This window comes from Pedobacter sandarakinus, from assembly GCF_026240095.1.
Taxonomy (GTDB): domain Bacteria; phylum Bacteroidota; class Bacteroidia; order Sphingobacteriales; family Sphingobacteriaceae; genus Pedobacter; species Pedobacter sandarakinus.
Window position 1 is genome coordinate 827,239 of sequence record NZ_JAPIVG010000001.1, and the last position, 14,605, is coordinate 841,843.

General features: G+C 37.5%; 17 protein-coding genes. 1 reads left to right on the forward strand and 16 read right to left on the reverse strand.

The features are described 5' to 3' along the window. Window positions 1–89: 89 nt before the first annotated feature. The 12 genes from OQ268_RS03480 to OQ268_RS03535 form a co-directional block, all read right to left on the reverse strand. The gene (locus tag OQ268_RS03480; protein WP_265854703.1) at window positions 90–560 is read right to left on the reverse strand and encodes a leucine-rich repeat domain-containing protein; all 471 of its coding nucleotides are present in this window, start codon (window positions 558–560) and stop codon (window positions 90–92) included. Window positions 561–613: 53 nt separating this feature from the next. After that, window positions 614–883, reverse strand: coding sequence for a hypothetical protein (locus tag OQ268_RS03485; RefSeq protein WP_265854704.1), 270 nt, complete (start codon window positions 881–883; stop codon window positions 614–616). A 6-nt stretch (window positions 884–889) separates the two neighbouring features. Further along, a complete protein-coding gene (locus OQ268_RS03490; protein ID WP_265854705.1) occupies window positions 890–1,657 on the reverse strand; it encodes a hypothetical protein in 768 nt (255 codons plus the stop codon). A 4-nt stretch (window positions 1,658–1,661) separates the two neighbouring features. Beyond that, window positions 1,662–2,369, reverse strand: coding sequence for a hypothetical protein (locus OQ268_RS03495; RefSeq protein WP_265854706.1), 708 nt, complete (start codon window positions 2,367–2,369; stop codon window positions 1,662–1,664). A 28-nt stretch (window positions 2,370–2,397) separates the two neighbouring features. Further along, the gene (locus OQ268_RS03500) at window positions 2,398–2,853 is read right to left on the reverse strand and encodes a hypothetical protein (protein ID WP_265854707.1); all 456 of its coding nucleotides are present in this window, start codon (window positions 2,851–2,853) and stop codon (window positions 2,398–2,400) included. 8 nt (window positions 2,854–2,861) lie between these two features. Continuing rightward, on the reverse strand, window positions 2,862–3,605 hold the full coding sequence (locus OQ268_RS03505; protein ID WP_265854708.1) for a hypothetical protein: 744 nt from the start codon (window positions 3,603–3,605) through the stop codon (window positions 2,862–2,864). 276 nt (window positions 3,606–3,881) lie between these two features. Further along, a complete protein-coding gene (locus tag OQ268_RS03510; protein WP_265854709.1) occupies window positions 3,882–4,256 on the reverse strand; it encodes an AHH domain-containing protein in 375 nt (124 codons plus the stop codon). A 6-nt stretch (window positions 4,257–4,262) separates the two neighbouring features. Beyond that, window positions 4,263–4,892, reverse strand: a complete 630-nt coding sequence (locus OQ268_RS03515) for a hypothetical protein (protein WP_265854710.1) — start codon at window positions 4,890–4,892, stop codon at window positions 4,263–4,265. After that, the gene (locus OQ268_RS03520; protein WP_265854711.1) at window positions 4,893–6,701 is read right to left on the reverse strand and encodes an AHH domain-containing protein; all 1,809 of its coding nucleotides are present in this window, start codon (window positions 6,699–6,701) and stop codon (window positions 4,893–4,895) included. It lies immediately after the preceding gene. Window positions 6,702–6,714: 13 nt separating this feature from the next. Next, window positions 6,715–6,969, reverse strand: a complete 255-nt coding sequence (locus tag OQ268_RS03525) for a hypothetical protein (RefSeq protein ID WP_265854712.1) — start codon at window positions 6,967–6,969, stop codon at window positions 6,715–6,717. 158 nt (window positions 6,970–7,127) lie between these two features. Continuing rightward, window positions 7,128–8,348 (reverse strand): carboxypeptidase-like regulatory domain-containing protein, encoded by a 1,221-nt coding sequence (locus OQ268_RS03530; RefSeq protein ID WP_265854713.1) that lies wholly within the window; start codon window positions 8,346–8,348, stop codon window positions 7,128–7,130. 150 nt (window positions 8,349–8,498) lie between these two features. Continuing rightward, on the reverse strand, window positions 8,499–8,867 hold the full coding sequence (locus OQ268_RS03535) for a DUF3127 domain-containing protein (protein ID WP_265854714.1): 369 nt from the start codon (window positions 8,865–8,867) through the stop codon (window positions 8,499–8,501). Between the two features lie 70 nt (window positions 8,868–8,937). Here OQ268_RS03535 and OQ268_RS03540 point away from each other — a divergent pair, with 70 nt between their 5' ends. Next, a complete protein-coding gene (locus tag OQ268_RS03540) occupies window positions 8,938–10,125 on the forward strand; it encodes a THUMP domain-containing class I SAM-dependent RNA methyltransferase (protein WP_265855156.1) in 1,188 nt (395 codons plus the stop codon). A 119-nt stretch (window positions 10,126–10,244) separates the two neighbouring features. On the opposite strand, the gene OQ268_RS03545 is transcribed toward OQ268_RS03540, so the two are convergent. From OQ268_RS03545 to OQ268_RS03560, 4 genes are all read right to left on the reverse strand, one after another. Beyond that, window positions 10,245–12,497, reverse strand: coding sequence for a peptidase domain-containing ABC transporter (locus OQ268_RS03545; protein ID WP_265854715.1), 2,253 nt, complete (start codon window positions 12,495–12,497; stop codon window positions 10,245–10,247). Further along, the gene (locus tag OQ268_RS03550) at window positions 12,494–13,699 is read right to left on the reverse strand and encodes an HlyD family secretion protein (RefSeq protein WP_265854716.1); all 1,206 of its coding nucleotides are present in this window, start codon (window positions 13,697–13,699) and stop codon (window positions 12,494–12,496) included. The genes OQ268_RS03545 and OQ268_RS03550 overlap by 4 nt, the downstream gene beginning before the upstream one ends. A gap of 91 nt (window positions 13,700–13,790) precedes the next feature. Beyond that, window positions 13,791–14,003, reverse strand: coding sequence for a hypothetical protein (locus OQ268_RS03555; RefSeq protein WP_265854717.1), 213 nt, complete (start codon window positions 14,001–14,003; stop codon window positions 13,791–13,793). A 137-nt stretch (window positions 14,004–14,140) separates the two neighbouring features. Further along, complete coding sequence (locus OQ268_RS03560) at window positions 14,141–14,374, reverse strand: hypothetical protein (RefSeq protein ID WP_265854718.1); 234 nt, start codon at window positions 14,372–14,374, stop codon at window positions 14,141–14,143. Window positions 14,375–14,605: the final 231 nt, after the last annotated feature.

A 14,605-nucleotide genomic window follows, 5' to 3' on the forward strand; every position in this document is an offset into this window, starting at 1 on the left:
CTTAAAACAAGGATGGGATTAGTTATTTTATATTGATGTTTAACAAAGTTACAAAATTAGCCAACAAACTAAATCAGTGTTAAATAACGTTAATCTTCTTTAGTTTTCATACTTCTAAGTGTATCCAAAACTTGAATATTGGGTAGCTCCTTTACAATCATACTGTAAGTTTCGTCTGAAATAATGGATCCAGTTAAACTAAGTATTTTTAAATTTTTTATCCGTTTTAGCAAAAAACAAATATCATGGATATCTGATTCGCCACACAAGGCAACACTTATATTTTCCAATTTACCTAAACATTGTAGATCTTTTGGCAAAGAGGTAATAAACGCACCCTGTATAATTAGTGTTTGAAGAGATTTAAAATTATTTATAAATACAGGTATTTTGTAATGAATAGCATCCTCTGGCGTTAAATTGTTGGGCGGATATAGTGTCCAGTTAGGATTTGAAATTATTAAACAATTCAAATCTAATATTTCAGGATGGTGTAATATATTGCTCTCTGTAAATTCACTTAGGTAAAATTCCTTAATTTTCGTTTCGTTATTAGACATATAAGGGAAGATAGAAGTTATAATATGTAAGATAGTCAAGATTATTTTCATGTTTATAAATTTTTTATCCTATCTCTTAATCCATAAAATGCTCTAATTGCATCTCGTGTTAGGTTTTTTTCAATTCTAAAATATATTTTTTGCTCTCGATCAGAATTTTTGACAGAAGACATACTATTAATTTCATTTATTGCTTGAGTCCCAAGAGAAGAAGATTTTAGTTTATTCCAAGCTTGTTCATCGAAAACAAGTATAGAAGCACTCATGTACGGAATACCTGCCCTATGTCGAGTTTGTTTTACCCCTTCTTTTAATGCTTTCAATATTGATTAAAGAATATTTGCTGCCGCATTAAGGGTTTTTACTTCATAGGAAATTGTTGTTTCTTTTATTGGACCCATGGTAAGCCCATCAGGGTGTTTCATTCTTTTCTGTTGATAATCACCGTTAAGATCTGTGTAGTTTATTGCGATTTCATATCCGCTACCATTGACAAATGGGATTTTGCGTACAACAAGCGCGTCAATATGTGTTGTGCCAAACATTTTTGCAATAAACAAACTTGCCGGGGGTGAAGTTGGCAAAGATGTTAGCCTCGAAACAAACAGACCTTCACCAATTGCACCTATTGCTTTTCGATAACCATCTCCAGCATCCATGCCTTTGGCTGTTAAATGAAAATGAGCTAAAGATGTGTTATTTGAACCTAAAAATGCATAATATATCCAAGGATTAAAATTTTTGATGGCTTGAGATACAAGGTGACTTGGTCCATAACCTGGCAGAATTGCGCTTGGAGTAAAAACATCAAATTCATTTGAATTGAATGATGCATTTCCAATATTATTTAAGTCCATTAATGTACAGTTATTATCAGCATCACTGTCATTGAATGATTGATCAGCCTCAATTACCAATACATTTCTTTTAAAGTCCTCAAAACTGTTTGGATTCTCCAACAGGTACCCAACCGCCCAATTTACAAACTCTTTATTCTCTAGCGTACTATCGTTGTCTAGTAAATAGTTTAGTAAAGCTTGGTAAACCTCATTGTTGTTTAATAGGTAGTTTTGTTTTGTAAGATCGGTAATGCCCATAAGACTAATTATTGATTGTATTTAGTTTTGGGTTTGTGCTTGGCGTGCCAGTCCCTCCGCCTGTACCTCCGCCATCGCAAGGAGTGGGCGGCGCAGCCATTAATCTTGTTCCCCGCTCGTAATTGATCTCGCCAACCTCTTGTGGGCCGCTGCTGCATGGATTGTATTCTGTTGGCGGCGCTGGTGTGGTACTGCCGCCGCCACCGCCGCCGCTTGGTGCTGTAGGGATTTCTGGCGCCGCACAATTAACTTCATTAGAGCGTTCTAAAGTGTAGTACGGAAGGTGCGCTCCAGAGCCATGTATCTTCTGCACCTCGGCTAATGTTAAACCCTCTTTCTCCCATGGGCATGAGCCAGGCATATCCCCAGTAGAGCATGCTCGTGCCACAACGGTATAAACATCAATAAACTCGCACTCTCCAGGAAGCAGGCTTATTACACCAGAAAAACCATCCCCATTGCCCACGGTTGCCAACATTTTTCCCTTTAGCCCATTCCCATCGGTGCTGAACTGCCCATTAGCTACACTGCCCATACTTAGGCCTTCATCGCTGAGGTTTATCCTGTTAAATACAATATTGCCCTTAAAGGCAGTTTTACGCTTTATCCTCCAATTATCTATCCATTCCTTATCTGGATAATAGGTGGTTAAAAAAGCAGTTGTTTTGCCCTTTACAACTTGTATAGTTTTGTTTTGAAAAGCCGTTGACATACCTCCGCCACAGGCGTTGGCTAGATCTTTACAATATATACGGTCTTTTCTCTATTTTAGCAATTATCCATTGTTCATTTCTATATTTGAGTTTATAATCATAAATAGAGAGTTCATGAAATTCAGATATAACTATAGTAACAGATGCAGCATTTTTACTCATGACAAATCGACCAAAATCTATCTTTGTTCTTTTATCATTCCAAGCTTGAGGACTTAGGTCAATCAAGTTTTCATCTTTTTTTTGCCGTTCGATGTAATTGAGTTTATATTTACTCGTATTAGAGGGCCAGTCTTTAGTTACATTGCTTGATTTAATTATAAATATTGTATCGGGCTTACTGACAAGCACGCTGCTTAAATGATTATCATCTAGTATCTTCTTCACCACTCCAGTAATGTCATTACTATTTGATTGATCCTTGCTACTATTATTACAGGTTGAAAAAGCAATAGCAGCTAAATAAATACAAAAAAATTTCATAGTCTTAATTATTGCCTATTAGTAATCTTATAATACCTTAACCATCCATCAGCCGTAGCGGGTTCTAATGGATAGGCGCCAGGTGGCATTATCATATCTTCAAAATAAACCCCTGCTTCTATAGAGCCCTTACCAGTTCTTAAACCAGCCATTCTCTTGGGTAAACCGTTAGCGTCTCTACCAAAATGAACAAACTCGTGTAAAGTAATTATGGATAAAATTAAGCCTATTCCCTGATATTTCGTAGGGGTATTAGCAATATCTAAATCGTTTATGAATCCATTATCAATTTCCAATATTTTCGTTTTATCATTAAAATGACCCAAAATATCATATCCGTCACTACTTTTTAAATTGTTAACAACTCTTACCTTTGGGCCTTTTCCAGGTTTCATTAACTCTCTGATTTTCTTTTCAGACAAACCTGTTGTTAAGCTAATAGCTTTTAAAATATTTGGATAATTATTTAGAAAAATAGGTAGATTTTCTACTAAAGCTTTAAATTTGGGATAACTAGCTAATTCAGAAACGTCTAAATTAGGTAAACTGATATCTGAATTTAGAATGTCATTACCCAATGCTAATTCATTAAATGAAGCATCAGGATTCTCCAACAAATACCCAACTGCCCAATTTACAAACTCTTTGTTCTCTAGCGTACTATCGTTATCTAGTAAATAGTTTAGTAAAGCTTGGTAAATCTCATTGTTGTTTAATAGGTAGTTTTGTTTTGTAACATCGGTAATGCCCATAAAACTAATTATTGTATTTAGTTTTGGGTTTGTGCTTGGCGTGCCAGTCCCTCCGCCATCGCAAGGAGTGGCCGGCGCAACCATTAACCTTGTTCCCCGCTCGTAGTTGATCTCGCCAACCCCCCTCTGGCGCAAGAGTCCGCTTGTGCCTAATTCAAATAAAACTCTAACTAACTTAAAAAGCACAAGCACCGTTACACTAATGCTTGCGCTAGAAGGGGGGAAATGTGGCGCCTACAATTAATCGGTCATATTGATGTTCGATTCGATAAAAGTTCATGACAATATTAGGTTATTGATATTCTGTCCTGAGTGTGTAACTATCCAATTGCGTATTTGTGATATCAGATTTTTTAATTCAGTTTCTGCTATATAGGTTGTTAAATTTGCACCATAATCAGTTACAATTTTATTCAATTTATTTACAACGGTAGTATTATAAACATTATGCACCATCCCCTCCACATGCACACTTTTACTTAAGGCTATTTCGTTCAAAGCCACGTTCATGCGGAAACCGTATTCAGCAGCCTTTTGCACCATGGTATTTGTGGTAAATTCCCAAGGGATAATATGATGAGCCTGTAGCGGGTTTCCCTTTGCTAATTTAAGTGTTTGCCGCAATTGGTATTCTGAACCAGATCTGATCATGTTAGCTCAAATACTCTCAAATTCAATCCCAGTACACCCCTGGGCTATTACTGCCTGCTTCAATCTGTCTGATAAAAAATATGCTCCGCCTCCGGGAATATTAGCTATGTAGAAGATGTCAATATTCTCTAAATTCTTTAACCTGTACTTACCTATTGATATTCTATTGGGATAGTTGAGTTCCTTTATCATATCCTCTAGCAGATTTTCATTCTTAATATCTAACACTTTTGAGTAGCTAGACCCATCAAAAAGCATTATCTCTGTTTGAGAAAGATCTAAAAATTCGAATCCTTTGGTTTTTCCCGAGATTAAAAAAACTTCTGTCCTAACGCCCCTGTTCAGTAGGCTAGTTTTACGGAACTCCATTGCTGTATGGCCAAACCCCATCATACAATCGTACAGTTTACGGCTTATCAAAGGATATTTATTGGTGTGCGAAATGAAATCGGTAAGTTTAGCCTTGTGATGCAAAAAAAAATCTGGCAGATATATATTTTTTGGCAATGGTATTTCATTATTCCATATAAATAAAGGGTCTTTAATACTTATATCCGTGTGAAATTTTTGCGACTGCGGAAATGTGTTCCCAATAACTTTCACATCTAACGAGTAGTCTATCTTAAAATAATTCATCTATAAAATAATATTATTTAAACTTTGATCAGGATGTGCCTGTATCCAGTCCCTTACATCGTTTATTATCTTTTTTAACTCTAGTTCTGCTTGGGCGGGGGTCAAATTAGTTGGTAAATAATCAAGTCTTTTGCGAATTTGATTGTTATAAACATTATGTACCATCCCTTCCACGTGTACACTCTTGGCCAATCCAATACCGTTCAAAGCCTCATTCATATGGAAACCGTGTTCAGCAGCCTTTTGCACAACAGTATTGGTGGTAAACTCCCAAGGAATAATATGATGGGCCTGTAGTAAGTTTCCCTTTGTTAATTTAAGCGTTTGCCGCAATTGGCCTCTTAATCCAAAATCTATAGCTCCATTGGCTTTCTTAATCCATTTTAAGGTTGTTTTAACTGTGCCCGTTGCGTCTACAGCCTTAATAGCAAACTTTGCGCCAGAAGCTGCCCAACCAGCAATGGGAATGGCAGACGCATAACTTAATGAGGCATTAATACCGTCGCCTTGAACAGTGTATATCACTCCGTTTGCTAAATCACAAACCTCTCCAATTACAGGAACCAACCCGCCAATGTCAAGTGCTAAGTGAATAATTTCTTTACTGGCTTCCCAATAAACGCGGAAAGATGACCAATTGGGATGTTGCCATTTGATAATTGCAACTTGTGTATTAAAATAGATCTCAAGAATGGGATTGATACCAACACCTTGTGCGCTACACGTATTTTGAACCGCAAAACTACTGCTAAAATTATTATTTTGATAGGCTAACAAGGTTATGCTTAATGCATTTTCAAAATCTTGTTGAATATTAAATTCATGTGATAGTTGACTTATTTCCGAAAACTGACTTATAAAAACCTGGGGGGATATATTTGGATTCTGCATCAAATACCCAACTGCCCAATTTACAAACTCTTTGTTCTCTAGCGTACTATCGTTGTCTAGTAAATAGTTTAGTAAAGCTTGGTAAACCTCATTGTTGTTTAATAGGTAGTTTTGTTTTGAATCATCGGTAATGCCCATAAAACTAATTATCGTATTTAGTTTTGGGTTTGTGCTTGGCGTGCCAGCCCCTCCGCCTGTACCTCCGCCATCGCAAGGAGTGGGCGGCGCAACCATTAATCTTGTTCCCCGCTCGTAATTGATTTCGCCAACCTCTTGTGGGCCGCTGCTGCATGGATTGTATTCTGTTGGCGGTGCTGGTGTGGTACTGCCGCCGCCACCGCCGCCGCTTGGTGCTGTAGGGATTTCTGGCGCCGCACAATTAACTTCAGTAGAGCGTTCTAAGGTGTAGTACGGAAGGTGCGCTCCAGAGCCATGTATATTCTGCACCTCGGCTAATGTTAAACCCTCTTTCTCCCATGGGCATGAGCCAGGCATATCCCCAGTAGAGCATGCTCGTGCCACAACGGTATAAACATCAATAAACTCGCACTCTCCAGGAAGCAGGCTTATTACACCAGAAAAACCATCCCCATTGCCCACGGTTGCCAACATTTTTCCCTTTAGCCCATTCCCATCGGTGCTGAACTGCCCATTAGCTACACTGCCCATACTTAGGCCTTCATCGCTGAGGTTTATCCTGTTAAATACAATATTGCCCTTAAAGGCAGTTTTACGCTTTATCCTCCAATTATCTATCCATTCCTTATCTGGATAATAGGTGGTTAAAAAAGCAGTTGTTTTGCCCTTTACAACTTGTATAGTTATGTTTTGAAAAGCCGTTGCCCGGGGTGTTTGTGGTTTAACACTGATAATATAGCTGGAGGTATCGCCCAAATGCAGGTACCTTACACTATCCATCTCCAGGTTTAAGTTATTGGAGGCAGGGCTCAGGCTCATTAAGCGCTCTTTCTTGCCTGTAAGTATGTTTTCTAAACTGCCGGTTGCCTTTGGTATCTATAGCACCAATAAAATTTTGGTACGATATTGTTTTTAGCTTGGAAGATACGGCCCCGTCTCCATTTTTAGGAAGTAAAATTTCCTTTTTGCAGGCTTGCACCAATAGTAAAAATAGTGCGGCTAGGCTAACCAAAAGGCTGCCTTTGTTGAGCGTTAATTTGTTCATCATTCAATAGTTTTTACGAATTTTGGATTATTGAACAGGGATGGATAGCATAAACATAGCATATCATATTGAAAGAAGCAATTCTGAAACCACAGAAAATAATATATTTTGCTACTTCTCTCATCTACCGTTTATCAATAGTATGTTGTTAAGGCATTAGGCTAATGGCTATAAATGAAATCAAAGGGTAAAAGTTGTGCCAAGCGTTTTTCGCCCATATAGCCAACCATCATTAAAGCATTGGTACTAACAAAACCTGCTGGATGTAAAATCAATGGATTGTCTTCCGTAAGAAACATGATTGTTTTCTTCGTAGACATAAATGTAGAAATCCCTTCAAAATCCGGCTGAACCTTACTGCCTCCAAAAGGGGTATACAATACCATAATACTATCTTTAGGAAAAAAAATAGTCTGCTTAGTTAAAGTGTCTATGTAAATGTATTTTTGAGCATCTATCCTGGTGGTATCCCATCGAATAAAATCTTCCTCTCTAAGAACTTTCGCATAATATTTAGATGAGTCTCTATTATCATCAAGAACAAATTCACTCACCTTTTTTTTGTAAGATAATCTCTTGGCTCTGTACTTTTGTACTTGTGCAAATACCCTGGCTTTATTTAAATTTTTTACCGCTGTATACTTGTAACACTTGAAACCTTCTTCCAGTAAATTATTACCAAACAAGCTGCGATAGAAATGCATTTTGGAGCCCAAGTAGGAATATTTTAAGGTAGACTCATGATGGTTGTCTTTTTGCGGTAAGGGTGTGTAGTAGATACTTGCATCCCAACGCACCTCATCAGTAATAAAATTATAGGTAAAAGTTTCTAAATCTAGTGTTTGATAGTAACCAAGAAACATATTACTTATCAAAATTGGCTTCTTTGATGACACCCTAAGCTCCATATTATCTTCATCAAAATAAAAGAGAATATCTTTCTTATTAAGAAATTCGCACCTTGATGAAATATGTCTATCGTTTCCCAATAATAACCGGGCAAATAAATCACCCCACCGCTGCCAATCATTTACACCAGATCTAATATTAACATCTTGTAATTCGATTACTTTCTCAGATAGTAAAATGGTATAATAATTCGCACTCTCATCTTTAATATCAACAGTAGCCTTTTCATAACCAATAGCAGATACGATAAGTTTTTGATAAATTTTATCAGCATATAATTTAAACAGACCCTGCTGAGTAGTTTTAGATTTGATTTGTGTGTTATCAAAATAAATGTTGGCATTATCTACAGGCTTTTTTGTATCGGCATTGAGTACCTTGCCCTGAACCATTTTTTGTGCACAAGAGATTGCAGGTACCAATGCTAGCAACGCACACAAAAAAGTGAGAAAAATTGCGTTAAATTTCTTCATAATAATACAATGTTCCTAATTTATCAATTTGTTCTGGAGTAAAAAAATTGTGTCGATTAACTATGTTGGCTTAATTTTTCTATTAAAAAAATGCCGAGGCAAAAGCCTCGGCATGGTTCAAAATTGTTTGCTTAAAAAAAGATTCTTTATTTAGAAAGGTAAGTCATCGTCTTCGCCAGATGTATTGCTAACATCTACCGGTGCGGCATATGCTGGAGCTGCTGCTGGCGGTGCACCTGCTGCAATTGCATTAATTCTCCAAACTACCAAGCTATTAAAATATGATGTTTTACCTGTTTTATCTGTCCAAGGGCGGCCACGTAAATTAAAGAAAACCTCAACCTCATCGCCCGCTTTAAATGTATCTAATAATGCAGTTTTATCTTGTAGCGCCTCAAAACGAATATATTCTGGGTACGTTGGGTTTTCTGCATATTCAACTATTAAATCACGTTTCTTAAACGTTTCACTCACTTGCTGGGTTGCGCCTACTTCGTGTACTTTTCCTTTAATTTCCATAACTCGTGCTAATATTGTACTCTAAACTTCAAATCTCAATAATTTTATTGATAACTTCGCATATATTATGATGCAAGTTTTCCACAATAAAAGTAAGGTAATTATTACCTGCAATAAGCGCCTTTCTCCATATTTACAAGATGAAGTTAAGGCCTTAGGTTACCATATAGAAAGATCTTTCCAAACTGGCGTAGAGCTTAATATTACCCTTACAGAGTGCATTAAGCTAAATTTGAACTTGCGTTGCGCCAGCCAGATTTTGTATGCCATTAAAAGTTTCAAGGCCATTACGCCCGATGACTTATACACACAGATTAAATTAATTGAGTGGGAAGAACTAATTGATTTTGCCGGTTATTTTTCAGTTACCTCTAATGTAGACAATCCAAATATTACCACGCCGCTTTTCGCCAACCTAAAAGTAAAAGATGCGATTGTAGACCGGATGAAAGAGCAGAAGGGTATTCGACCAAACTCTGGTTCTGATGCAAACAAGGCAGTAGTACATTTGTATTGGAAAGATGCAGATGCTGATGTATTTATAGACACTTCTGGAGAAACATTAGCCAAACATGGCTACCGTAAAATTCCAGGTAAGGCGCCCATGCTGGAAGCTTTGGCGGCTGGTGTTATTTATGCCACAAAGTGGGATCGCAAATCACCATTTATAAATCCAATGTGTGGTTCGGGTACGCTAGCAATAGAGGCTGCTTTAATTGCAACCAATCGTGCACCCGGTTTATACCGCATGAATTATGGTTTTATGCATATCTTAGGTTATGATGAACAGGCCTTTTTCGAAGAGCGAAGATTTCTGAAAGACCAGGTAGTTAAAAATACAGATTTGAGAATTATTGCTTCAGATCTTTCTGAAGATGCAGTAGAGGTTACCCGCCGAAATGCCAAAACCGCAGGTGTGGATACACTGATTGAATTTGAAACCTGCGATTTTGAGTTGACAAATGTACCCGAAGATGGCAAGGGCACGGTTGTCTTTAATCCTGAATACGGAGAACGATTAGGGGTGCACAGCAAGCTAGAGCTAACGTATAAACGTATGGGTGATTTTATGAAAACCAAATGTAAAGGATACTCGGGCTATATCTTTACCGGGAATCCAGATCTGGCGAAAAAAATTGGTTTAAAAGCTGCAAAGAAGGTAGAATTTTATAATGGAAAACTAGATTGCCGGTTACTGGAATACGAATTATACGATGGCTCTAGAAGGGTTCCAGCGAACGAAACTGAAAATATATAGTAAGGATATGAAAACAAATCCCTAAGCAAGAAAAGGGATTTGTTTTGTTGCTTTTTATGAGGTAGTGAGCTAACTTTTGACAGGACGGATGCATCGCTGTGGTACATTCCTACTAACAACTACTCCTTTTCAACCTTTTTAGCCCTCTTTTTGGCAGGTGCTACAGCTGGTGGAAATTGTTTGTTCCACATTGCAGTATACATCCCATTGCTTTTTACCAGTTCATCATGTGTGCCTTCTTCAATCAATTTTCCTTCTTTAAGCACTACAATTTTATCGGCATTAACAACGGTACTTAAACGGTGGGCAATTAAAATAATTGTTTTTCCGCTTTCGCGTAGATGGGATATGGCATGGTGAATGTGTTCTTCTGATGATGAATCCAGAGATGAAGTAGCCTCATCTAATATTAATATTTCTGGTTCCCGGTACAATGCCCTGGCAATAGCTAATCGCTGCCGCTGCCCACCAGAGAGGTTGGTGGCATTTTCACCTAAATAGGTATCAAATCCATTTGGCAAACGCTCAATAAAATCCATAATATTAATCTGAGCACAAATCCTGATGATCTTTTTCATATCAGGTTCCATTTCTCCAACAGCAATATTCTCAATTACATTTCCTGCAAATAAATGCACATCTTGCGGTACTACTGCAACAAATCTCCTTAGACTTTCATTTGTAAGATAATTGATATCAAACTCACCGATGAGGATATTACCTGATTGTAATGGATAAATATTCTGAAGCAAAGACAATAAAGTGGTTTTTCCTGATCCACTTTCCCCTACAACAGCCGTAATTTTTCCTTTTTCAATATAAAGGTTGAAACCGTCAAATACGGTAACTCTTGTGCCATACCTAAAGTTAACGTTTCTGAATTCGATATCACCAATCATATCTGGTGTTAAATCTGTGCGATTTTCAGTTTTCTCTCGCTCAAGATCCATAATCTCAAAAAGCCTGTCGGCGGCAATTCTTGCATCTTGAAATATTTTATTCATGCCAATTAAACTAATTACCGGCCCTGTAAAATAACCTATAATAGCGTAGAACGATAATAATTCTCCCGGCGTAATCATATTTTGCAGCACAAAACTTGCACCCGCCCAAAGTAATATAACGGCAAAAATACTCGAAATGAAACTACTGGCATTACCTACCAGAAGTGAATTAGTACCTGAAGTGTAAACCGTTTTGAGTAGATTAATAAACCGAATTTCAGTTTTTAAATTGGAGAAGTTTTCTAATCCGAAACGTTTAATAGTGCTTACCGAATTTACCGATTCTACCAGCTGATTCTCTAATTCGGCACTCTTTTCCATCAATTGCCGCTGGGTTGTTTTATTTAAGCGATTTGATACATAATAGATGATTGCGTATAATGGAACCACGGTTAGCATAATCAGCGCTAGCTTCCAATAATAGGTAAACATCAATGCAAAGGAAAAAATCAAAATAAAAACGTTTACCGCAAAGCCTACTAACACATCGTTAATAAAAGCCCTAATCTTTACGGCATCGTTCATCCGGGAAATGATTTCACCCACACGCATCGTATCAAAAAATTGCTGAGGTAGTTTTAATAGATGCTTATAGTACCCTAAAATAAGTCGTGCATCTATTTGCTGACCAGTTTTTATCGTTAGCAACGTTTTTGCATAGTTGATGAAAATCTGGAGTAAAATGATGATGATCATCACGGTACCCATCAAATTCAAAAGGTTTGTGTTACCTTCGGGTAGTACGTTATCAACAATTTTCTGCAAGAAAATTGAAGTGGAGAGGCCTAAAAGTGTGTAGAAAATGGCACCAATAAGTACCTGTATCAAAACTGATTTATGGGGCAGGAGAAGATAAATGAACCGTTTTTCTAAGGAGATTCTTTCTGTTCCGGCGGTAAAATCATCGCCAGGCAAAAGCATTATCAAAACGCCAGTCCATTTCTGCCGAAATTCATCGGCCGTTAAACGCTGCATCTCACCGTAGGCAGGATCCATCACTTCAACATATTCTTCATTTGCCGAATAAAGTACAATATAATGGGCTAAATTATTGTGATTTACGTGTGCAATCACAGGCAAGGGGATCGTAAAAAGATTATCGTAGCTAGCTTTAACGCCCTTTGCCGAAAAACCAAGTCGGGTAGAAGCCTCAATTAAACCCAACACATTAGTTCCTTTCTTATCGGTGCTAGCGTATTGGCGAATACGTGCTATTGGCAAATCTAATCCATAGTGAATACTTATGGAAGCCAAGCATGCTGCGCCGCAATCTGTTACATCATGTTGTTTAATGATGGTGCGTTCCGATTGCCTTTTTACTGCTAAATTGGCTATAAAACCGCGGAAAATCTGTAATACGTTTTTCATAGGTTGCTCACTTGGGCTTCTTTAGTTTCAGGAATAACATTAGGGTTTAGCCAATCATCAGCTTTATCATAAAGAAGTTGAAACAGGGTTCTTCTGGTTACAAAAAACCTTGCTTGCAGTGTCATCCCTTTTTTGATTTTGCCTTTGTAACCGTTGCGTAAGTTTAAACTATTCTGATCGAGCAGACAGCGCACCTTGAAAAAGGGCTGAGCGCCATTTTCCATAAAAACATCGTTTGAAATCGAAATAACCTTACCAGTAGCCATTCCCCATTCATTGTAATTATACGCATCGATTTGGAATCTGGCTTTTGTGCCTACCTTAAGCAACCCGATATCTTTAGGCTGCACATAGGTTTCCGCAATCAATCCCGAGTCTGGCGAAATTTCACCAAGAATCTCATTGGCAGATATCGAACTTCCCGGCTGAATACCTTTCAATTGCTGTACAGTTCCGGTTAAAGGTGCTTTTATTGTATAGAAAGCCTTCTCTTCTTCGTACTGTTTATCTCTGGTGCCTAACTGTTGGTTCTGTATCGTTAATTGATTCAATTCTGTTTGCCACTTGCTCCCTTGTTCTTCCCCAATCAAACTAAGTTCGTTAAATACATTATCTTTCTTGAGTTTTACCTCATCGTATTCCAACCCAGAAACAGCCTTTCTCTTATACAGGTAGCTATAGCGTTCGAAGTTTTTGTTCGCCAACTGGTACCTGGCCTTCGCCTCGGTAACCCTTTGCATAAATAAACTATACTGCTGCCCATAAACACCAGATTTTAGAGGGAGTTTTTTCGACCAATCGTTTCTTCGGTAAGCGTTTATAAGCAGGCCCAAATCGTAAAGCTGATCTTCAACGTCTGTTTGTTGAAATTGATTTAATTCATCCTGGCTTTCGATATTTTCCTTTTTTATGGTGAGCAAGATTTGCCCCTCCTTAACATGCATGTTCTCCTTTATAAAAAGTGAGTCTATTCTGCCGGCAACAAGAGGTTTAATCTCGTTACGTTCGGCAGTGGGTCTAAATAAACCTGCACTTTTCACGTTTACATCAACCTTGATAAGAAACATGGCCACAAAAGCAATGATGAGCACAGCCAAAATAACCTGGTAAATTACTTTGGTGTAAGAATTATGTGCATGAAAATGATATTCTGCTGTGTTCTCTATAACTTCTTTCGGAAATATGTATTTGTTGCTATCCATACCTAAAGATTATATACGCATTTTTACAATTTTAGTTTTCCACGTCAAAAAAAAAGACCAATTACTTGGCCTTTTATTATGTGTTTGTGTATCAATCAGATGCTCCAGACGATCTAGACCCCACGTCAATATCGTTACCTATAGAAAGGTTAGTAGTGCTTTCGCGATCGCCATATGTTCTGGTAAAGGTTAAGTTTAGTAAACTTTCTGCACTGGCAGTAAATGATATACCGAAGCCCCCTTGTTGGTTAAATGATCCACCACCATTTGTGGTTGTCATCTCGTCTTTCGTTAAATTTTTCATAATTGTATTTATAGAAAGTAATAACTTTTGTTCTCAAAACGTATTAAAAATTTCTCTAACAATTGTAACGGACTATCCCATTAGCAAAAAAAATCCCACTCGAGGTGGGATTTTTTCATTATAAATTGAGTTTATAATTAGCTAGTTAGGCTTTGGAATAAACCTTCCAAACTTCCACCAATGTTATTCCCTAAAGAGAACGAGGTCTTACTCGATTCATCTCCGTCTTGTGTTTCATTAGAGAACGACAATAAATTGCCAATTCCAATTGAACCTAGTAACCCACCTGAATTTGATGAATCGTTACCACCTAATAAACCACCACCGTTGATTTCTTTCATTTCGTTTAAATTTAACTCTTGAAGTTTCATAACGTTTTCTAATTTTAATAATGCCTACTCTGTTTGAGGTTTTCGGCTACTCCTTTATAAACCACCGCTTGGTTACTTGCGGTGTATATAAGAAACGAAACTAAACTGCTTTAAGTTTTTCATAACCCATTGATTTATAACAACAAGAAAGAATATGTTAAACTTTTGAGTTGTTGAGATTTGTACAATATATTTTTACTACTGCCGTTCGCGTGTTGCATATATTGCAAA